The organism is Stenotrophomonas sp. Sm10, assembly GCF_030985515.1.
In the GTDB taxonomy this organism is placed as follows: Bacteria; Pseudomonadota; Gammaproteobacteria; order Xanthomonadales; family Xanthomonadaceae; genus Stenotrophomonas; species Stenotrophomonas hibiscicola.
On record NZ_JAPTFO010000039.1, the window covers coordinates 1 to 20,297 of the forward strand.

Here is a 20,297-nt window from a genome sequence, read left to right on the forward strand (position 1 = left end):
CACCAAGCGTCAGCGCCTGTACTGATCGGACGCATCTTCATTGCGGCGGGCCTGCCCGTTGCGATGGAGCCGAAGCCCGCCCGCGCGCGCGTCGCCGGCGGTTTGCGGTTCCGGGGTCGGGCCTGCGCCCCCCCCCCCCAACCCCTTTACGTCAATGCGCCGCGACCGGGAGGTCTCAGCGGCTTTGCCGTGGCCGAATCTTTTTTTGAAGGAGCTGAACTTGTTTGAGAACCTCCCAGGTGCCGACGAAAACACCGTCAGGCCCGCACCCCAGCAGCCCATCGTGCAAGCCGTGCGCGAGCGCAAGGAGCAGCGAGAGGCCGCGCAGCGCCGGAAGGATCAGACGACCGTATGGGACGGATGGGGCGCTGCCCAGGCAAAGGGCGGCATCGGCTTCATCGACCGCTTCATCACCGAGCTGGGCTACGAGCCGCAGCAGGGCTATCGCATTCCCGCAGACGCGCGCAAGCGCTGGGAGTCGATGGGCCTGCGCCCGGAGCAGTGGGAGCTGTTCGGCCGGGCCACGTCCGACGAGCACCTCTCCTATCTGGAATCCGTGGCCTTTATGAATCAGATGGCGGACGACGACCTGGCGCAGTTTGGCCTGGGCGGACAGATCGCCCTCGGCTTCACCGACCCGGTGGCAACCGGCCTCGATCTCGCCACGGGCGGCCTGGGGTACGCAGCCAAGGCCGGACGCCTCGCCAACGCGGTGCGCTCCGGTCTACAGGCTGCGGGCACCTCCGCGCTGATGTCGGCCGCAACCTCCACCTACCACCCCGAGCAAACGCTCGCAGACGGCGTACAGAGCGCAGCCCTGTCCTTCGCCTTCGCTGGTGCCCTCGGCGCTCGTCGAGGCGCGTTCTACGACGGCGAGGTAAACCCTGACGTGGTGAAGCGGCTGGCCGGTGACGACTCGCTGTCCGCCGCCCGCGTAGCAGGCACCGCCGCCAACGACCCCACGCCCGGCGTCCTCCCGCTGCGCAACGAGAGCGCATTCGAGCAGGAGTTCGCCGACAAGGCGCTGTCAACGCGCACATCACGCCCCACTTCGCCACCGTCCGCCGCGACCTTGCTGCCCGCATGGGTAGCGCCAAGTCGCCGCTGGTGCGCGAGGCGGGCCGTCTGCTGTTCCGCGATGGTGTCGGGTACACCGATCGCTCCGTCGCGGTCCAGGAGTCCACCAGCGAGTTCGCCAAGCGCCACCTGGCCGTCATGGAGACGGAATGGCGGAGCGGAGTGAACGCCGCATGGGACGCCTACAAGCAACGGACGGGCACGCATTGGTGGAACTTCTCCGAGCGCGCCAAGTTCAACGAGGAGGTCGGCCGCGCCGTGCGCGGTGCGCCTGACGTGTCACCGGAAGCCGCCAAAGCTGCCGGAAGCGTCGCCAAGGCGATGCGGGATGCGCTCAAGCTCGCGCAGGACAGCAACCTCGACGGCTTCACCAACGTGGCGCAGAACGGCAACTACCTGCCGCGCTACTGGAGCGGCAAGGGCTTCAAGCGCCTGTTCGGCGAAATGCAGCTCCACCAGGACGACGTGATCGACCAGCTCATCAAGCCCGCCATGCGTCGCGCATGGGAGGCCGCCGCCGACGAAGGCGACGAGATCGACGACGAGCTGCTCGGCGCGGTTGCACGCTCCTATCTCAAGCGCGCCCAAGCGAACTTCGAGGGCGACGGGATGGACCTGCTGGTCCGCCCGCTGGACAGCGATTCGGTCGAGGAGATCGGCGACATGCTGACCGAGGCGGGCGTCTCGCCCGTGCGGTCGCAAGAGCTGCTGTCCAAGCTGGAGCGCAAGACCCACGAGTCGGGCAAGCTCGACCGCGCGAAGAAGCGCATCGACCTCGACGAGACCTACTCCACCACCATCCGCAACGAAGCTGGAGAGGACGTGCAGGTCTCGATGGCTGACCTGTTCGACAACGACGTGGACTCGGTGATGACCCGCTACATGCGCGAGATCACCGGCTGGTCGGCACTGTCATCGAAGGCTGGCGTCAAGAACCGAGCACAGCTGGACCGCTTCGTGTCGCAGCTCACCATGGATGCCCGCAAGTCCGGGGACGACGTGAAGGGCATCGAGCGAATCATCGACATCGGCATCAAGTCCACCTTCGGCCGCAGCACGGAGCTTGACCCTACCAGCAGTGGAGCTAGATATGCCAGGTTCCTGCGCAACTACAACTTCGCCCGCGTAATGAACCAGGTGGGATTCTCGCTCTTTGCAGAGCTAGGCCCGGCTGTAGCTCATGGCGGCGTCCGCAACTTTGTCCGGTCTGGGTTTGCCGTGAAGTCCTTCCTAAAGCGCGGCGCTGACGGCAAGCTGTCCTCGCAGGAGGCGCGCGTGATGGAGCGGCTGTTCGCACCTGGCACCGACTGGCTGCGCAACCCACCGTTCCTGCGCCTGGACGAGGACGCGCTCGTGCCGCAGACGTTCAACGTCAAGCACGGCGAGAAGATCGACAACGCGATGAACATGGCGACGCACGTCACCTCGGTCGCATCCGGCATGGCCCCGATCAACACGATGCTCCAACGCATCGCCGGTCGCGCCACGCTGCTGCGGCTGCTGGACATGGCGAACGCCAAGAAGCTGTCGGACGCCGAAGTGGCCCGCCTGCGCACCTGGGGCCTCGACGAGAAGGCCCAGGACGATGTGTTCGGCTACCTCAAAGGCAAGCGGCAGATCGAGCAGATCGACCCGGACAAGTTGCCGTTCCAGACGCGCGAGCGCATGGCGGCATTCCTGTTCCGCGTGACGCGACACCAGGTTCTCGAAGGCGACGCCTCGGACAGCATCGAGCTGATGCACTCCACCACCGGCCGCATCGTCACGCAGTTCCGCAGCTTCATGGTCAACAGCTACACCCGCCACTTCCTGAACTCCGTCCACCACTACGACGACTGGCGCACCTACGCGATGGTCACCCTGTCCGCCGCCGCTGCTGGCATGGGATGGGCAGCGCGGACGTACATCAACACCATAGGCAACGAGAAGCAGAGGAAGAAGCAGCTCACCCCTGAGAACTTTGCCCGGAACGCCGTTGCGCAATCCAGTTGGTCGAACATCGTACCGGCCGTGACGGATATGGTATGGGCCGACACGCTGGGCAACGCCCCCGTGTTCAGCGGTAACCGCTCGACCGGCCTGGAGAACGGCGTCATGGGCATCCCGTCCATCGACCTCCTGAACAAGGTCTACGGGGGCGGTCGGATCGCTGGGGCGCTCCTCGACCCTGACCAACACGTCACCGAACGGCAGGCGCGGGACCTCTGGCGCATCTGGTGGTTCAACAACATGACCGGTGTACGCAACATCGCCGATGCGGCACTCCGGGAGCTACCGGACCGACCGGACGGGACCGATGCAGACGAGAGCGGTCCGTAGGGCTAGACCGCCCCTGGGTCGAGTCGAAACGTTTGCCGCAAATTTTCGAGACGGTATCTAACTACTCGGAACCTCGCTATCACCCCCCGGCGGCCCCTCCGCCTATTAGCGGCACGCTGAGGCCAGCAGCCACCCCCACCCCACGGTGCTTGCAAGCCTGCCCCTCCGTACCGCCAAGGCGCGGGAGAAGCGCGCGCCACCTCCACCATCAACCACCACCACAGCCCGCCAGCGGTCGCCCCGCTGCGCGGGCTTTGTCGTTTGGAGAAGCCATGCACGACCAAAACACCAACGCCGCCACTCCCGTTCGCCTCTTGCCCATTGCCGAGGTCTGCCAGATCGTCGGACTAGGCGAGAGCACCGTATGGGAACGTACCCGCGCAGGCACGTTCCCAAAGCCGGTCAAGCTGTCGGAGCGGACAACCCGCTGGGTGTCCACCGAGGTTGAGCAATGGGTGGCCGAGGTCATCGCCAGGCGCGCCTAGCCGGCATTCGTTGGCGGTAACTTTGGCGGTAACAACCGAAGCCTTCCCTTCAAAGTTCTGCGCAAATCAGCCACTTGCGCCCCATTTTCTGTAGAGCCCACCTCCATCTGTATGGCCTGTCGAGGCCGCAAGAAGCCGGATCTCCCGTCAACCGGGGTTCCGGCTTTTTTGTGCCTGCACGTCGCGGAGGATGTGTGGCGCATAATCGGGATGACACCTCCAACAGCCCCTCACCCCGCGATCGCCAGAAGGATCTGCCATGAAAGCCCCCCTCGCGATGTCCCTGCTCCTCACCGCCCTGGCCGCAGCCCCAGCCACGCACGCCTCCACACCCACCATCGCGCCGCCAGGCACCGCAACGTTGGAAGCCCTGCTGTCCTGCAGACCTGGCTCCAACTTCAGCGAGGCCGAAGCCATCGATGCCCTGCAGGCAGCCGGCCTGGCCAAGAAGCCGGGCGGTACATTCGAACCGGAGGACAGGCCGGTCGCGCTGTTTGGCGGCACGGTCACCAGTGCCGATGTGAACGTGGCCGAAGGCGAGAGGAGCCTCTTCGTGTACTTGAACGGTGTCGATGCCAAGCGCCTGGCCAAGGCCTGGTCGGTGACCGAAGTCAACGAGCACGCCAATACCGAAGAACCGTCGTACGCGAAGCGCATCGACAAGCGCCATACCCTGCACGTGATCGCGGGCGACGATTACGAGGGCTATTCGGCCGCAGTGAAATGCCAGATCAGCCGCTGATGGCGTAGCCAACGCTACAGCCAGCGCGGCACGCGACGACGGTACTGCGCGTACGCCGCGGGAAAGCGCGCCATCAGTGCCCGCTCCTCCGGCAGGATCTGCAACCGCGTGATGTACGCCAGGAACAGCGGGACCACGATCAGCGCGATCAGATGCTGCAGGTACACCATGGCTCCCAGCAGAACCAGCGCCTGGCCCAGATACATCGGATTCCGTGTGCGGCGGTAGACCCCGCTGGTAACCAGCACGCTCGAGGCCGAAGGTCGCAGAGGATTGACGGTGGTGCCTGCCCGCCGGAAGGAGACCTTGGGCAGCAGGTTGAGCACCACACCGAGCGCCATCGTCAGACCCGCCAGTAGCGCCGGCACCGGTGCCCGAAAGGCAGAACCCGGCCACAGCCTGCACGCTGCATAGCCGACAGCTGCACACAGCAGCATCACCACGGGCGGGGGAACACGTGTTTCCAGCCAGGTCATCACGATCACCAAGCACGTTCCACCACAGTGTCACACGGGAATGCCCGGATCGCACGGCGGACGCATCGCCAGGCCCAATCCGGCCAGTGGATTCCACTTTGACAGACCGACCGCTAGAGTGGCGCCTCCGCGCAGGAGGATCGCATGGCTACCACGGGCTTGGGCTTGATCGGCCGCACGACCCTCATCATCACCGCGCTGCTCAGCCTGGGAGGTTGCGCGACGCTGCGGCAGTTCGGGCCTTCGGTGCAGGTCGCCTCGGTCACGCCCGGCCAGTACATCGCGCTCAAGCGCGGTGACATCCTCACCTCCGGCAAGCTCAGTGCGGCGACCACGGAGACGCTGCGCGTGGCCGGCCTTGATGAAGGTGTCTGCGCCAAGCCCGGCCTGCCCTGCATCGAAGCGATGGAAGCCAGCATCGTCGTGCGCGAGGAGGACAAGCGCTCCAGCCTGGCCGAGCTGTGGCTGCAGTATGCGATGACCCTGCCGGCGCCGAAGCGCGAGTACTCCGCCTCGGGTCGCGCCAAGACCGCAATCAACGAGTTGGATGCCGACTTCCAGCCGCGCCTGGACGCATGGATGCAGGTCGCGCGCCAGGCCTACGCCTACCTGTTCTTCACCGAGCGCACCGCCAACCAGCGCGGCTTCGAAGACCGCCAGACCCAGGTGCGCGACTATTACAACCTGGCCGTGCAGGAGGCGTCGGTGCAGCTGTACGACGCCTACGCCACCGGGCGCGTGCACAACGATGCCAACCATCTCCAGCTGGGCCGCTGGACGTTCGTGCTGGCCCCTCCAGGGGAAGCATCGGCGTTGGACGAGCGTACACCGACCGAACTGGTACCCGCCGCCTCGCTGTCGTTCACCGGCACGCTGCGCAGCGTGCACCGCCGCGATGGCTTCGGTGCCGAACTGGTGGCCGTGATGGATGACCCGGCCGCAACCACGCCCAGCACTACGCCGGCAGCGGTGCAGGCAAGCCCTTCCGCCACGCAGAGCTGGAGCGAGATGCCTTCGCCATCGATGACGGTGCTGCTGCGCTTCTCGGGAAAGAACCTGTGGGAAGTGCTGCACGATGACGAGCCGGAGCTGGAGATTCACGATCCCTACCAGGTTTCGGAAGTAACCCTGCACGGCCAGCACGTGCCATTGGCGGCCAACTTCACCGCCGGCTATGCGTTGTGGCTGGCCCGTTCCAATTTCAGCCGGCAGTCGCTGCGCTCGCTGTTCGGGGGCAAGGGCGGCATCGACACGCCGCATCTGTACATGATGCAGCCCTACGATCCCAACCGTCGCGTACTGCTGATGATCCATGGCCTGGCCAGCAGTCCGGAAGCCTGGGTCAACGTGGCCAACGAACTGCTGCGCGACGACGAGATCCGCCAGGACTTCCAGGTCTGGCAGTTCTACTACCCCACCAACATGCCCATCGCGATGAGCCACGATGCGATGCGCCACACGCTGGATGAGGTGTTCAAGCATTTCGACCCCAGCGGCAAGGCGCAGGCTTCGCATGACATGGTCCTGGTCGGGCACAGCATGGGTGGGGTGATCGCGCGGTTGATGGTTTCCTCTTCCGGCGATCATCTGGTCGATACCCTGCTGGCAACCGCGCAGATGACGCCGGCACAGCGTGAACTGCTGCGCACCAAGGGCGCACCGGTGCTGACCTTCCTGCCGGAACCGGCAGTGTCGCGGGTGGTGTTCATCGCCACGCCACACCGCGGCACCGATGTGGCGGGCACCCGCCTGGGCCGCTGGATCGGTCGCCTGGTGCGGTTGCCGCTGACCGTGCTGGAAGACGTTGCCACCATCGCCAACGACGGCCAGATCGACCGCTCCGACGGCAAGCACGGCTACCAGATGAACAGCATCCAGAATCTGGACAAGGACGATCCCTTCGTCCGCGCCGTGGCAGACCTGCCGATGTCGCCGAAGGTGCACTACCACTCGATCATCGCGCGGGCAAAGGCCGATGGTCCGCTGGGAAAGACCAGCGACGGGCTGGTGCCCTACTGGAGCTCGCACCTGCCGCATGCGGACTCGGAGAAGGTGATCGTCTCCGGGCACAGCGTGCAGGAAGCCACGCCGGCCATCGTCGAACTGCGGCGGATCCTGCATGAGGACATGCAGCAACACGGAAACCAGGCCAATTAGCCGTGGGCAGCTGAGGGAAATCCCTCATCGCGCGTGCGCACCCACCCTCCTATGCTGGCCTCACATTTCCCGCAGGAGATCTGCATGAACACGCAAGAGCCCAGCCGCCAGCCCAGTCCCGACCCGGCCGAGCGCGATGCCTTCTTCCCGTCGCCCTACTCGCTGTCACAGTTCACATCGCCCAAGAGCAACCTTTCCGGTGCCGACTACCCGGATGCGCGCCGCGATGGCCGCTGGAAGGTGCTGATGATCGCTGCCGACGAACGCTATCTGCCAACTGCCAATGGCCACCTGTTCTCCACCGGCAACCATCCGGTGGAGACCCTGCTGCCGATGTACCACCTCGACAAGGCCGGCTTCGGCATCGATGTAGCCACGCTGTCGGGCAACCCCGCCAAGTTCGAATGGTGGGCATTTCCGAACGAGGACAAGGAAATCGGCGGGCTGTACGAGCGTTACGCCTCGTGCTTCCGCCAGCCGCTGCCACTGGACGAGGTGGTTGCCGGGCTCGATGCGGATTCGGACTATGCTGCAGTGTTCATCCCCGGTGGCCATGGCGCCCTGATCGGACTGCCGCAGAGCCGCGCGGTGAAGTCCGTCCTGCATTGGGCGATGGCCCAGCAACGCCACATCATCACCCTTTGCCACGGTCCGGCCGCACTGCTGGCTGCGGGCGTGGACGAGGCCGATGGCGGTTCGCTGTTCCGCGGCTACCGCATCTGCGCCTTCCCCGATGCGATGGACCGGCAGACGCCGGAGATCGGCTACATGCCTGGACAGTTGCCGTGGTTCTTCGGTGAGCGCCTGGCACAGCGGGGCGTGCAGATCGTCAATGACGGCATCGATGGCAGCGTGCTGCAGGACCGCCTGCTGCTGACCGGCGACAGCCCGTTGGCTGGCAATGCGCTGGGCAAACTGGCTGCACGCGCCCTGCTCGACGCCTTGGCCGGGCGCTGAGCCGGATGACCGAGCTGGTGCAGGCGCTGCTGGAGCTGGAACGCGCCAGTTCGCTGAGCGCGGTGGGTGCAGTCCTGCGAGGCATCGCGGCACCGCTCGGCTTCGACCGCGTGCTGGTGTTTGCCACCGGCACCGGGCTGGAGCGGGGTAGGCAACGCGTGTACTGGATCGAGGGCGACTGGTTCGGCGATGGCAGCGATACCGACCTTGCGCGCTACCTCCACGCCTGCCCCGTCAATCGCCACGTGCTGGACAGCAACGCGCCGTTCTTCTGGAGCAAGCGCCTGGGCGTTCGCGGCGAGCGCTACCAGGTGGTGAAGCAGCCTCGCGGCGAAGGCCTGCATGGGCTGCAGGTGCCGGTGTTCGGCATCACCGGCCTGGAAGGCGCGGTCAGCGTTGCCGGTACGTCAATCGACGCGTCGGCCAACGCGCGCCTGCGGCTGGAAGCTGCTGCAACCGCAGCATTCCGGGCCGCGCGCCGTCTGGCCGAATCACCTGCCGAGCGTTCGGGAAGCGCACTGAGCAACCGCGAGCGCGAAGTGCTGCGCTGGGTCGCCGCCGGGCGCCGGCAAGCTGAGATCGCGGCCACGCTTGGGCTTTCCACGCGCACGGTGGAGAACCACCTGCGCCACGCGCGGAAACGGCTGGGTGTGGCGACCACCGCGCAGGCAGTGCGTGCCGCCAGTCGTCGCGGCGAGATCGAAGACTGATCGCGGCGAGGCACTTCCGGAGCTCTGGTTCGCGTGTTACACACGCCATGCGCATGTGCGCGATTGCAGAAAGCAAGGATGATGCTTATGAAACTGCAACTGGCCGCGATGGCCGCATTGATGTTGGCATTGGGTAGTGGGATACCGGCGACTGGCCACGCGGCCGGGTCCCCCGGATCGACGACCGATTGCGTGCCCGTAAGACTTGGGCCCAACCTCGTGCATCAGCGCTGCACCGTCACCCGCACTCTGGCAGACGGCACCGTTTTCACGTCGGTGTACTGGATAGACGAGAACGGTCAGTGGTACCTCCCGGCAGACTGATCTGCATCGGACACCGACTACGGCTACAAGGAGTGTGATCAATGACGCTGCACAATCGAATGACCGCTTTTTCTTTCGCTGCAGTAGTTGCACTTGCGGCCCTGGTGCCCTCGCCGCCGGCGAATGCAGCCGAAGAGGTCGGCCTGCAGGAGGAGTGCGTGCCCTTCCGCATCAGCGGCAACGTGTTCCACCAGCGTTGCACGCTGTACGTGGTCCATGACGACGGCACCCGCGTGGCCAGCGACCACTACAACCGCGACGAGAACGGGATGATCTACGACCCCTGATCGGGCAAGGGGCATCTGCCGGGCGGAGCGTCCAGCGCCCGCCCGGCGTCTCCAAGTCGCCCGTCCCGGCATACCACTGCCCCCGCCTTCCATGGCATGCTCCATGAAACCGTTTTCATGGAATGGAGGGATTCCACGATGTTGTCGCGTTTCCGTCGCCCGGCGCTGAGTGCGCTGCTGGCGCTTGCTCTGCCTGCCGTTGCCTGGGCCGTCACGCCGGCGCCGTTGAAGGTGATGTCATTCAACGTCCGTACCCCGGCTGACACCGAGCCGGGCAAGCGCTGGCCCGACCGCCGTGATGCGATGGTCAAGGTGATCCTCGACACGCACCCGGCAGTGATCGGCACCCAGGAACTGGTGAAGGAACAGGCCGACTACCTGTCAGGGCACCTGCCCGGCTACCGCTGGTTCGGTGAAGGCCGCCGCGGTGGCAGCGGCGATGAGCACATGGGCGTGTTCTACGACAGCAAGGTGCTGGCCATCGAGGAATCCGGCAACTTCTGGCTTTCGGATACGCCGGACGTCCCTGGCAGCATCAGCTGGGGCAACCTGTACCCGCGTATGGTCACCTGGGCCCTGTTCCGCCGCCTGGACGATGGCCGTCGCTTCTACTTCCTCAATACCCACCTGCCCTACCGCGACGAGGACGAACCGCGCCGGGTGAAGGGTGCCGAGCTCATCGGCAAGCGCCTGCAGGCCATGCCGGACGACCTGCCGGTGGTGTTGACCGGTGACTTCAACAGCGAGCCCGGCGGTGACACCTACAGGGCGTTCACCCGCCTGCTGCAGGACACCCGTACCCAGGTGAAAACACCGCAGGGTCCGCGCCCGACCTTCCACGACTTCACCGGCAAGGCCACCGTGCAGCTGGACTGGGTGCTGGTGCGTGGCTTCCGTGCGCGCAGCTTCCTTACCGATGATCGTCGCATCGACGGCGTGCTGCCGTCGGATCATTTCCCGCTGGTGGTCGAGCTGGACTGGCCGAAGCCCTGAATTCCCGCGGCAGCCGTGGCTACGGCGGCGGCTGCCGCGACAACAGCCGGTACAACGCCTGGTGCTGGTTGCGCGCCTGGCAGATGCGGGCGCCGACGGCAAGGAACACGGCGACACCGATCAGCCCGAGCCCCAGCATCGGATCGGGCAGTCGCAGGAAACCGATCGCAGCGGCCATCGTCGCCAGCACCAGCAGCACAACGACCGCCACCGAAAGGCCCGCACCGGGTGGCCCCGGGTCGCCAAACAGCATGCGCTGGGTATCCCGCCTGTCATCGCTCATCGTGTGTACTCCCTGGAATCTGCCCCACTAGTTACACGGCGGACACGGCTTCCGGCAGAGTCAGAAACGTCACGACTGTGACAACGTCCACAGCAGACGCCGCGCTACCCTGCCCCTGTTCCCGAACTGTGGAGAAAGGCATGGCACACCAGAGTCGCCTGGCCGGTTTCATCATCGATTGCGAGGGCATTCCCGCCGACGAAGGCGCCCGCTTCTGGGCCGCCGCGCTTGGCCTGAAGGCGCAGCCCGCCCGTGCCGAAGACGCCGCCGAGTACGCCGACCTGCTCGGTGCTCCGGCGGGCCTGGACGTTGAAGTCCAGCGCGTCGATCACCCGTCACGGGTGCATCTGGACATCGAGAGCGACGACATCGATGCCGAAGCCGACCGCCTGGAGAAGCTCGGCGCGCGACGGATAGGCTTCGTCAAGCGCTGGTGGGTGATGGAAGCACCAACCGGCCATCGCTTCTGCATCGTGCGCATGCGCGAGCGTGAGGTACCGGCCAACCACTGGCCCTGAAAGAACAAGGGGACGGAAGTCCCTGCTTCCGTCCCCTGCGGTTACTGCGCCTGCGCCACGCTTGGCGGCTGCGGTGATTGACCCCAACCACCCAGCGCCTTGTACACGCCCACCACGCTGACGTTGACGTCGGCCTCGGCCGCCGCCAGCGCATCATCGGCTGCCAGCTGGGTCCGCTGCGCGTCCAGCAGGGTCAGGAAGTCCTCCGATCCCTCGCGATAGCGGATCTGCGCCAGCGATTCGGCACGCCGAGCCGCCTGCGCCTGCTCCACCACGATTGCCAACCGTGCCTGCTGCTTGGAATAGCGGGTCAGCGCGTTCTCGGTGTCCTCCAGGGCGAGCAGTACCGCCTGTTCGTACTGCGCGGCCACGCCTTCGGCTTCAGCCTTGCTGGCACGCAGGCGCGCACGCACGGTGCCGAAGTCGAACGCGGCCCAGCTCAGCGAGGGCGTCAGCGACCAGGCCTTGTTGCTGCCATTGACCAGGCCACTGGCATCGCCGCCGAGGAAGCCGACGAAGCCTGATAGCGACAACCGCGGGAACAGGTCCGCTGTGGCCACGCCCACGCGTGCGGTCGCGGCAGCCAGGCGACGCTCGGCCATACGCACGTCTGCACGCTGGCGCAGCAGTTCGCGGGTATCACCCAGCGGCAAGGCCTTGGCGAACGCCGGGACTTCCTGCGGCGCCAGCATCGCCGTCAGCACTTCCGGGCGCTGGCCCAGCAGCACGGCCAGCCGGTTGCGCGACTGCGTCTCGGCTACTTCCAGCAGCGGGATATCGGCCTCGATCGCCTTCAGGCGGGCGCGGCTGCTCTGCACGTCCAGTTCGCTGCCGGCCCCAAGTTCCCAGCGTGCTTCGGTCAGCTTCTGCGTATCGCGCAGGTTCTCCAACGTGTGCTGGGCCACTGCGATGCGCTTCTGGGTGCCACGCAGTTCGAAGTAGTTGCGCGCCACTTCAGCGGCAACCAGCACCTGCGCGTCGGCCAGGTTGGCCTGCTCGGCGTCCAGGTCGGCGCGCGCGGCTTCTGCAGCACGGCGCTTGCGGCCGAACAGATCCAGCTCCCAGCCGGCGTCGAAGCCGAGCTGGTAGCTTTCACTGAACACCCGCTGCCCACCCAGCTGCGGATCGGGTTGCTTGCGGCGGTCGTAGCTGCCGCCTGCGGTGATGTGCGGGGCCTGGTCGAAACGGCTTTCGACGAACACAGCACGGGCCTGGCTGACGCGGGCCACGGCCACGCGCAGGTCCAGGTTGTCCGACAGTGCGCCGTGCACCAGCTCTTCCAGCACCGGATCGTCGAACTGCGCCCACCAGCTGGCCACCGGCGAGACGGAACTGAAGACCGGCTGCTGCGCGCTCTTCAGCACCACCGGCTCCTGTACCGGGGCCTTGTAGTTCGGGCCGACGCTGACACAGCCTGCCAGCACCAGGCTGGAGACGGCCATCGCCAACGTGCGGATCACCATGGCAGCACCTCGCCCAGGTAGGTGAAGCTGCCGCTGGCACCGGACTCACCGATCAGCGCCATTTCCACGCTGGAACGCGCGCCTTCGCTGATTTCGATCTCGCCATTGCCGCCGTTCATGTCGGTCTTTACGTAACCCGGATGCACGGTATTGACCTTGATCGGCGTGTTGCGCAGCTCATAGGCCAGGCTCAGGGTCCAGCTGTTCACTGCGGCCTTGGACGCGTTATAGGCCGGGATCTTGAAATCGTAGATGCCCGAGGTCGGGTCGGCATGCAGGGTCTGCGAACCGAGCATGCTGGACACATTGACGATGCGCCCGGACTTGGCCTGCCTGATCAGCGGCAGGAAGGCCTGGGTGACTGCCACCAGCGCATAGACGTTGGTGTCGAAGGTGCGCTTCCAGGTCTCGAGCGATTGCTCCGACGGCGCCTGCGCGGGATTCTCGATCATGATGCCGGCATTGTTGACCAGGATGTCGAGGCGGCCATGGCGCTGGCGCACCTGCTCGACTGCCTCGGCGATGCTGGCCGCGTCGGTCACGTCCAGCTGCAGGGCTTCCACCGGCAGGCCCTCGGCCTGCAGCTTCAGGGCCAGCTCCACCGCCGTTTCGCGCTTGCGACCGGCCAGCAGCGTGTGCACGCCCGCCTGGGCCAGCTGGCCGCCACCGTTGCGGGTAACCAGCTTGCGCAGTGCCACGTAGAACACCGGGGTGAGGAACAGGCCGAACAGGGTCACGCCCAGCATGCCGGCGAACACGGTGATACCGGTCACCGAGCGCACCTCGGCGCCTGCGCCGTGCGACAGCACCAGCGGCACGGTGCCGGCGATGAACGCGATGGAGGTCATCACGATCGGGCGCAGACGCAGGCGGCAGGCTTCCAGCGCGGCTTCAACGATGCCCTTGCCGCCCATCTCCAGCTCTCTGGCGAATTCGACGATCAGGATTGCGTTCTTGCACGCCAGGCCCATCAGCACCACCAGGCCGACCTGCACGAACACGTTGTTGTCACCACCGGTCAGCCACACGCCGAACAGCGCCGACAGCAGGGTCATGGGCACGATCAGGATCACCGCCAGCGGCAGCGACCAGCTCTCGTACAGCGCGGCCAGCACCAGGAAGGCCAGCATGATCGCCACCGGGAACACGATGAAGGCGGCCTTGCCCTGGGTTGCCTGCTGGTAGCTCAGGTCGGTCCATTCGGTGGTCATGCCGACCGGCAGTACCTTGCCGGCGATCTCGGTCAGCTTGGTCATCGCCTCGGCCGAGGACAGCAGGCGCGGGTCGGCCTCGCCGGCCAGGTCCGCTGCCGGGTAGCCATTGAAGCGCAGCACCGGATCCGGGCCGAAGGTCTGCTTGATGGTGACCATCGAACCGATCGGCACCATCTCGCCACGATCGTTGCGGGTGCGCAGCTTGCCGATGTCCTCGACCGTCTCGCGGAACGGACCGTCGGCCTGGGCGATCACCTGCCAGGTACGGCCGAACTGGTTGAAGTCGTTGACGTAGGCCGAACCCAGGTAGGTCTGCAACGTGTCGAACAACTCAGTGAGCTGCACGCCCTGTGCCTTGGCCTTGACGCGGTCCACCTCGGCATCCAGCTGCGGCACATTGGCCTGGTAGCTGGAAATCGGGAAGGCCATGCCCGGGGTCTGCGCAACGGTGCCCTGCATCGCCTGCACGGCATTCTGCAGTGCGCCGTAGCCCAGGTTGCCGCGGTCCTCGATGAACATCTGGTAGCCGTTGCCGTTACCCAGGCCGAGGATCGGCGGCGGCATCATCGCGAACGCGAAGCCCTCCTGCAGGCCAGCGATCTTCTGGTTGATCTCGGCGTTGATCTGCGCGGCAGTGCGGCCATGGCGCTCGGCGAACGGCTTGAGCGGAATGAACGCCACACCGGTGTTGGGCGTGTTGGTGAACTGCAGTGCATTCAAACCCGGGAACGAGATGGTGTGGGCCACGCCATCGGTTTCCTGGGCGATCTTGGCCACCTTGCGCAGCATTTCATCGGTGCGTGCGATCGACGAACCTTCCGGCAGTTTCACGCCGGCAATCAGGTACAGCTTGTCCTGGGTCGGGATGAAGCCCGGCGGCACCAGCTTGAAGATCACGCCGGTACCGACCAGCAGGATCGCGTAGACCACGAACACCGCACCACGACGGCCGAGGATGCGGGCCACGCCACGTTCGTACTTCTCCGAGCTGGACTTGAAGAAGCGGTTGAACGGACGGAACACCCAGCCGAACAGGCGGTCGATCAGGCGGCTCGGGCCGTCCTTCGGCGCACCATGGGCCTTCAGCAGGCGCGCGGCCAGGGCCGGCGACAGGGTCAGCGAGTTGATCGCCGAGATCACCGTGGAGATGGCGATGGTGACGGCGAACTGCTTGTAGAACTGGCCGGTGACCCCCGACAGGAACGCCATCGGCACGAACACGGCACACAGCACCAGCGCGATCGCCACGATCGGGCCGGACACTTCGCGCATGGCCTGGTGTGCCGCCGCAGTGGGCGACAGGCCTTCCTCGATGTTGCGCTCGACGTTCTCCACCACCACGATCGCATCGTCGACCACGATGCCGATCGCCAGCACCAGGCCGAACAGGCTCAGCGTGTTGATCGAGAAACCCAGCAGGTACAGCGCGGCAAAGGTACCCACCACCGACACCGGCACCGCGATCAACGGAATGATCGACGCACGCCAGGTCTGCAGGAACAGGATCACCACCAGCACCACCAGGGCGATCGCTTCCAGCAGCGTGGAGACCACGGCCTTGATCGAGTCGCGCACGAAGATGGTGGTGTCATACACCGCTTCGTACTTCACATCGGCCGGCATGGTCTTCTGCATCTCGTCCATTGTCGAGATGACCTGGTCGCGGATTTCCAGCGCGTTGGCACCCGGCGACTGGAAGATGCCGATACCCACCGCGTTCTTGCCGTCCAGCTGCGAGCGCAGGGTGTAGTCGCCCGCGCCCAGTTCCAGGCGGGCCACGTCGGACAGGCGCACGATCTCGCCATCCGTGCCGCTCTTGAGCACGATGTCGCCGAATTCCTTTTCGGTCTTCAGCCGGCCCTGGGCATTGATGAGGGTCAGGAACTTGCTGTCCGGCAGCGGTTCGGCGCCGAGCTGGCCGGCCGACACCTGCACGTTCTGCTCGCGCATGGCGCGCACCACGTCGCTGGCGGTCAGGCCGCGCGAAGCCACCTTGTCCGGGTCCAGCCAGGCACGCATGGCGTAGTCGCCGCCACCGAAGATCTGCGCGTCACCCACGCCCGGAATACGCGCCAGCGCATCCTTGACGTGCAGGCGCGCGTAGTTGCGCAGGTACAGAGTGTCGTACTTGCCTTGCGGCGAGGTCAGGTGCACCACCATCAGGAAGGTGGGCGACTGCTTCTGCGTGGTCACGCCCTGCCGGCGCACGTCCTCGGGCAGGCGTGCCTGTGCCTGCGCCACGCGGTTCTGCACCTTCACCGCCGCCGCGTCCGGGTCGGTGCCCGGGCGGAAGGTGACGGTCATCTGCAGCACGCCGTCCGAGCCGGCAACCGACTTCAGGTACATCATGCCTTCGACGCCGTTGATCGCCTCTTCGAGCGGGGTAGCAACGGTCTCGGCAATGACCTTGGGGTTGGCGCCCGGATAGACCGTGCGCACGACCACCGACGGCGGCACCACTTCGGGGTACTCGCTGATCGGCAGGATTGGAATCGTGATCAGGCCTGCGGCGAAGATCACGATCGACAGCACCGCCGCGAAGATCGGCCTGTCGATGAAGAAGCGGGAAAAGTCCATGGAGGAATTCCTGGGAAAGGCATTCGGCGGGCAACAGCCGCCCCGCCCCTCGCCAATATGACGAAGGCAGGGAAGGCTGCCGCTGGCGCCGGCAGCTAAGCGGGGACGCGGATCAGGAGCGGGCGGATCAGTGGTTCAGCGCAGCGGTGGCATCGCGGCCCGGTGCGGGCTTTGCGGCCGGTGGCTGCATGGCCACCGCCTTGGCCTGCACCGGCATGCCCGGCATGAAGACCTTCTGCACACCGTCGATGATGACCTTGTCACCTGCGGCCAGGCCATGCTCGACAATGCGCAGGCCGTCGGCGGTACGGCCGAGCTGGATGTCGCGGCGCTGGGCCTTGCCATCCTTGTCGACCACATAGACGTACTTGCGGTCCTGGTCGGTCAGCACGGCCTTGTCGTCGATCAGCAGGGCCTGGAACTGGCCGCTGCCAAGCAGCTGCACGCGGGCGAACAGGCCCGGTGTGAACTGGCGGTCGGCGTTGTCCAGCAGCGCACGGACGCGGATGGTGCCGGTGCTGCGCGCCACCTGGTTGTCGAGGAAATCGACCTTGCCCGAGTGCGGATAGCCCTCTTCCCCCGACAGGCCGACCTTCACCGGCAGCTCGCTGTCCCGCTCGCTCGGGCGCTCGCCCTTGCGCGCCATCTGGGCGTAGCGCAGGAAAGTGCTCTCGTCGGCATCGAAGTAGACGAACACCGTGTCCAGCGAGACCAGCGTGGTCAGCACGCTGGCGCTGTCGCCAGCAGTGACCAGGTTGCCGGCGGTGACCATCGCGCGGCCGGCACGGCCGTCAATCGGCGCGCGCACCTTGGTGAATTCCAGGTTGAGCCGGGCTGCATCCAGGGCCGCCTGCGCGGCCTGCACGGCAGCCCCCGCCTGGTCGGCAGCCGCGCGACGCTGCTCGGCGGTCTCGGTGGAGATCGCCTGCTGCTCGGACAGCCGCTTGGCACGCTCTGACTCGCTGCGGGCCAGGCTGGCCTGGGTGCGGGCACGGGCCAGCTCGGCGGCTGCGCGGTCGTACTCGGCCTGGTAGCTGCGGGCGTCGATGGTGAAGAGCACATCGCCCTTCTTCACTTCCTGGCCTTCGACGTAGTTGACCTTGTCGATGTAGCCGGACACGCGCGGGCGCAGTTCAACGCTCTGTACCGCTTCGACGCGGCCGCTGAACTCGTCCCACTGGCTGACCTGCTTGACCAGCACCGGCGCGGCGCTGACCTGCGGCGGCGGCGGTGCACCGGCCTCTTCGGCATGGCCGCCGCTGCAGGCCGCCAGCACGGCCGCGGCGAGGATCGACACGCCAACCATCGCAATGCGATGGCCGAAACGATGTGGGGTGGTATTGGGGGAAGTCATGGCATGCATCCGTACGGAGGGGTGGTACAGCAATATGGGAACGTGTTGCAAAAAACGGCGGCGCATACTGCGACCTCAACCTTGGTCGAGGTCAAGCGACGCCTGCGGTATCGCGCCACAAAGGGGGAACTTCCAGGTGCAGCAGGCCGCGTGGCAGTTCGGCATCGCTGCTGTCGCAGCGGACGATGGCGCGGTTGTCCCGGCAACCATCGAGCAGCGAGACCACGCGGCGGCCGACCAGCAGCGAGCTGGGCCACTCGATGCAGGCGTTGGCCGCGTTGGCCGGGGTACACACCGGGCTGCAGACTTCCAGCATCTGCGCGCGCACGCCCAGCGCCTGCGCTTCCTGATGCACCACCTGCGCGTACATGCGCAGCGCGGCGGTAGTGATCGAGGTCTCGCCGTAGCCCGCCCAAGGCTTGGCGCTGGCCGGGCTGCCGATCATCACATAGCGCCGCGCATGCACGTTGTCCTGCAACAACGGCAGCAGGTGGCGCACCGCATGCACATGCGGCATCAGGTCGGCCTGCATGGCCCCGAGCAGCTCCTCGCCGTTGCGGTCGATCACCCGGCCGCGACGGTAGGGCCCGCCCATGGCCGCGATCACCGCGGCCAATGGACGCGGTCGCTGCCCGATGCGTTCGGCCAGGGCGCGTGCCGAGCCGTCATCGCTGAGTGAACCCAGCAGCGTCTCCAGGCCCGGCTCATCGGCGAACTGCTCATGCAGCGCAGCCAGCCGGCCCGGATCGCGACCAACCACCAGCACCGGACTGCCGGCTTCCAGCAAGGCGCCGACCACGCCCTGGCCCACGGCACCGGTACCACCAAGGACCAGAACTTCGGGCGTCAGTATCCCATTCACAGGACATTTCCTCCCAAATCCGGGATAGTCCCGATCCGGCGCAGCCGGTCACCCTTGTGGGGGGCCAAGCGGATGGCGCCGCCACGCTGCTGACGCATGGGCGCGGTAAACTCACGAAAGTCCTTGTGTACCAAGGAACTCGGACGGGCTTCGACGGTCATCGCCAGGTCCAGGGTGCTCTGGCCGGCGTTCCGGAGTCGGGCAAGAATGTTGCGCAGGCTCATGGCGGACGGGCTCCAATTAACGAATGGCGCCACGATAGACCTCAAACCTTTACTTGATTAGTCCTGATTAAGGGGAATAATCATCCCGCTCCCGGTCCAATCGTTCTGTCACGATTGTCCCATCCCCGACGTCCAGGATCCCGACCATGTCCCACGATCTCAACGAGACGCTGATCTTCGTCAAAGTGGTCGAGCAAGGCAGCTTCATTGCCGCTGCCAAATCGCTCGGCCTGCCCAAGACCACGGTCAGCCGCAAAGTGCAGGAGCTGGAAACGCGCCTGGGCGCGCGCCTGCTGCACCGGACCACGCGCCGCCTCGGCCTGACCGAAGCTGGTTCGATCTACCACGAACATTGCCAGCGCATCGCACGCGAGCTTGAAGAGGCCGAAAGCGCGGTGAGCCAGCTGCAGTCCGGCCCGCGCGGCTGGCTGCGCTTCACCGTGCCCTATTCGATCGGCATCACCTGGATCGCCCCGCTGCTGGGCCAGTTCCATGCGCAGTACCCGGAGATCCGCCTGGACATGCACATGGGCAACGAAAAGCTGGACCTGATCGCCGGTGAAGCGGACCTGGCGCTGCGCGTGGGTGCCCTGCCCGATTCCAATCTGGTCGCGCGCAAGCTGGGCAGCCTGCGGACGCAGGTGTTCGCCAGCCCGGCCTACATCGAGCGCTACGGCGAGCCGCTGCATCCGGAAGAACTGCAGTTCCATCGCATCCTTGCGATGCGCAAGCCGTACCACACCGGCAACTCGCCGCGCTTCACCTGGCAGCTGGGCGAGAACGGTGGGGAACTGCGCGACTTCCCGGTTACCCCGCTGATGACCGCCAACGACATGTCTGCGTTGAATGGTGCATTGGTCTGTGGCGAAGGCCTGCTGCTGACCGGCGACGTGATGGCCAAGCCGTTCGTTGAATCGGGCATGGTGCGCCGCGTGCTGGCCGGCTGGACCGGCCCGGAAGTAGACTTCAACGCCGTGTTCGCCGGCGGCCGCCTGGTCTCGCCAAAGGTGCGTGCGTTTGTCGACTTCCTGGTCGAGAAGCTCAACTTCGACGCCAATTACATGCTGGCGCAGTGCCCGGGTGCGAAGCTGGCGCAGCAGCAGAAGGAAAAGGAAGACGCCGCTCTGGAAAGCAGCGGCAAGCGGATCCTGGAGAAGGTGGCCGCTTCGGCGGCGTAGCCGGGGGTATCCACGCATGGCGTGGCTCTACCCGGGCGCGCGATGCCGGTTTCTGTAGAGTCGAGCCACGCTCGACTGCCTCTGGTGAGTCGAGCAC

18 protein-coding genes and 1 pseudogene are annotated in these 20,297 nt (G+C 66.1%); 11 read left to right on the forward strand and 8 right to left on the reverse strand.

Going from position 1 to position 20,297, the window contains the following annotated elements:
* Positions 1-1,083 precede the first annotated feature (1,083 nt).
* The 3 genes from O0J15_RS12275 to O0J15_RS12285 all read left to right on the forward strand — a co-directional run bounded on the left by O0J15_RS12275 (position 1,084) and on the right by O0J15_RS12285 (position 4,623).
* The gene (locus O0J15_RS12275; RefSeq protein WP_308305727.1) at positions 1,084-3,396 is read left to right on the forward strand and encodes a hypothetical protein; all 2,313 of its coding nucleotides are present in this window, start codon (positions 1,084-1,086) and stop codon (positions 3,394-3,396) included.
* Between the two features lie 272 nt (positions 3,397-3,668).
* The gene (locus O0J15_RS12280; protein WP_021203963.1) at positions 3,669-3,881 is read left to right on the forward strand and encodes an AlpA family transcriptional regulator; all 213 of its coding nucleotides are present in this window, start codon (positions 3,669-3,671) and stop codon (positions 3,879-3,881) included.
* 259 nt (positions 3,882-4,140) lie between these two features.
* Positions 4,141-4,623: a hypothetical protein gene (locus O0J15_RS12285; protein ID WP_227854410.1), complete on the forward strand. Its 483-nt coding sequence runs from the start codon at positions 4,141-4,143 to the stop codon at positions 4,621-4,623.
* A 14-nt stretch (positions 4,624-4,637) separates the two neighbouring features.
* Here O0J15_RS12285 and O0J15_RS12290 read toward each other — a convergent pair whose 3' ends face one another.
* Positions 4,638-5,099, reverse strand: coding sequence for an isoprenylcysteine carboxylmethyltransferase family protein (locus O0J15_RS12290; protein WP_308305738.1), 462 nt, complete (start codon positions 5,097-5,099; stop codon positions 4,638-4,640).
* A gap of 144 nt (positions 5,100-5,243) precedes the next feature.
* On the opposite strand from O0J15_RS12290, the gene O0J15_RS12295 reads away from it, so the two are divergent.
* From O0J15_RS12295 to O0J15_RS12320, 6 genes are all read left to right on the forward strand, one after another.
* Entirely contained in the window at positions 5,244-7,256 is a 2,013-nt protein-coding gene (locus O0J15_RS12295) for a triacylglycerol lipase (RefSeq protein WP_134730629.1), read from the forward strand.
* 84 nt (positions 7,257-7,340) lie between these two features.
* Positions 7,341-8,213, forward strand: coding sequence for a glyoxalase III HchA (gene hchA, locus O0J15_RS12300; protein ID WP_049483081.1), 873 nt, complete (start codon positions 7,341-7,343; stop codon positions 8,211-8,213).
* 5 nt (positions 8,214-8,218) lie between these two features.
* Complete coding sequence (locus O0J15_RS12305; RefSeq protein WP_308305728.1) at positions 8,219-8,923, forward strand: PA1136 family autoinducer-binding transcriptional regulator; 705 nt, start codon at positions 8,219-8,221, stop codon at positions 8,921-8,923.
* Between the two features lie 87 nt (positions 8,924-9,010).
* Positions 9,011-9,247: a hypothetical protein gene (locus O0J15_RS12310; RefSeq protein ID WP_021203968.1), complete on the forward strand. Its 237-nt coding sequence runs from the start codon at positions 9,011-9,013 to the stop codon at positions 9,245-9,247.
* Positions 9,248-9,306: 59 nt separating this feature from the next.
* On the forward strand, positions 9,307-9,534 hold the full coding sequence (locus tag O0J15_RS12315; RefSeq protein WP_227200225.1) for a hypothetical protein: 228 nt from the start codon (positions 9,307-9,309) through the stop codon (positions 9,532-9,534).
* A gap of 138 nt (positions 9,535-9,672) precedes the next feature.
* Positions 9,673-10,527, forward strand: coding sequence for an endonuclease/exonuclease/phosphatase family protein (locus tag O0J15_RS12320; protein WP_308305729.1), 855 nt, complete (start codon positions 9,673-9,675; stop codon positions 10,525-10,527).
* A 19-nt stretch (positions 10,528-10,546) separates the two neighbouring features.
* On the opposite strand, the gene O0J15_RS12325 is transcribed toward O0J15_RS12320, so the two are convergent.
* Complete coding sequence (locus O0J15_RS12325; protein WP_021203970.1) at positions 10,547-10,810, reverse strand: hypothetical protein; 264 nt, start codon at positions 10,808-10,810, stop codon at positions 10,547-10,549.
* A gap of 140 nt (positions 10,811-10,950) precedes the next feature.
* On the opposite strand from O0J15_RS12325, the gene O0J15_RS12330 reads away from it, so the two are divergent.
* Complete coding sequence (locus O0J15_RS12330; protein ID WP_111099300.1) at positions 10,951-11,328, forward strand: VOC family protein; 378 nt, start codon at positions 10,951-10,953, stop codon at positions 11,326-11,328.
* A gap of 41 nt (positions 11,329-11,369) precedes the next feature.
* Here the strand turns inward: O0J15_RS12330 and O0J15_RS12335 are convergent, their stop codons facing one another.
* From O0J15_RS12335 to O0J15_RS12360, 6 genes and pseudogenes are all read right to left on the reverse strand, one after another.
* Positions 11,370-12,791, reverse strand: coding sequence for an efflux transporter outer membrane subunit (locus tag O0J15_RS12335; protein ID WP_019661226.1), 1,422 nt, complete (start codon positions 12,789-12,791; stop codon positions 11,370-11,372).
* Positions 12,785-13,489 (reverse strand): SDR family oxidoreductase, encoded by a 705-nt coding sequence (locus O0J15_RS12340; protein ID WP_308305739.1) that lies wholly within the window; start codon positions 13,487-13,489, stop codon positions 12,785-12,787. Before O0J15_RS12340 ends, O0J15_RS12335 begins: the two co-directional genes overlap by 7 nt.
* Positions 13,463-16,582 (reverse strand): annotated as a pseudogene (locus tag O0J15_RS12345) (efflux RND transporter permease subunit); the annotation flags it as partial. The pseudogene O0J15_RS12345 and the gene O0J15_RS12340, both read right to left, overlap by 27 nt.
* A gap of 127 nt (positions 16,583-16,709) precedes the next feature.
* Positions 16,710-17,936, reverse strand: coding sequence for an efflux RND transporter periplasmic adaptor subunit (locus tag O0J15_RS12350; protein ID WP_019661223.1), 1,227 nt, complete (start codon positions 17,934-17,936; stop codon positions 16,710-16,712).
* A gap of 91 nt (positions 17,937-18,027) precedes the next feature.
* The gene (locus O0J15_RS12355; RefSeq protein WP_019661222.1) at positions 18,028-18,798 is read right to left on the reverse strand and encodes an SDR family oxidoreductase; all 771 of its coding nucleotides are present in this window, start codon (positions 18,796-18,798) and stop codon (positions 18,028-18,030) included.
* On the reverse strand, positions 18,795-19,022 hold the full coding sequence (locus O0J15_RS12360) for a hypothetical protein (protein WP_308305730.1): 228 nt from the start codon (positions 19,020-19,022) through the stop codon (positions 18,795-18,797). The genes O0J15_RS12355 and O0J15_RS12360 overlap by 4 nt, the downstream gene beginning before the upstream one ends.
* A gap of 146 nt (positions 19,023-19,168) precedes the next feature.
* Between O0J15_RS12360 and O0J15_RS12365 the strand changes: the two genes are divergently transcribed.
* Complete coding sequence (locus O0J15_RS12365) at positions 19,169-20,200, forward strand: LysR family transcriptional regulator (RefSeq protein WP_005409107.1); 1,032 nt, start codon at positions 19,169-19,171, stop codon at positions 20,198-20,200.
* Positions 20,201-20,297: the final 97 nt, after the last annotated feature.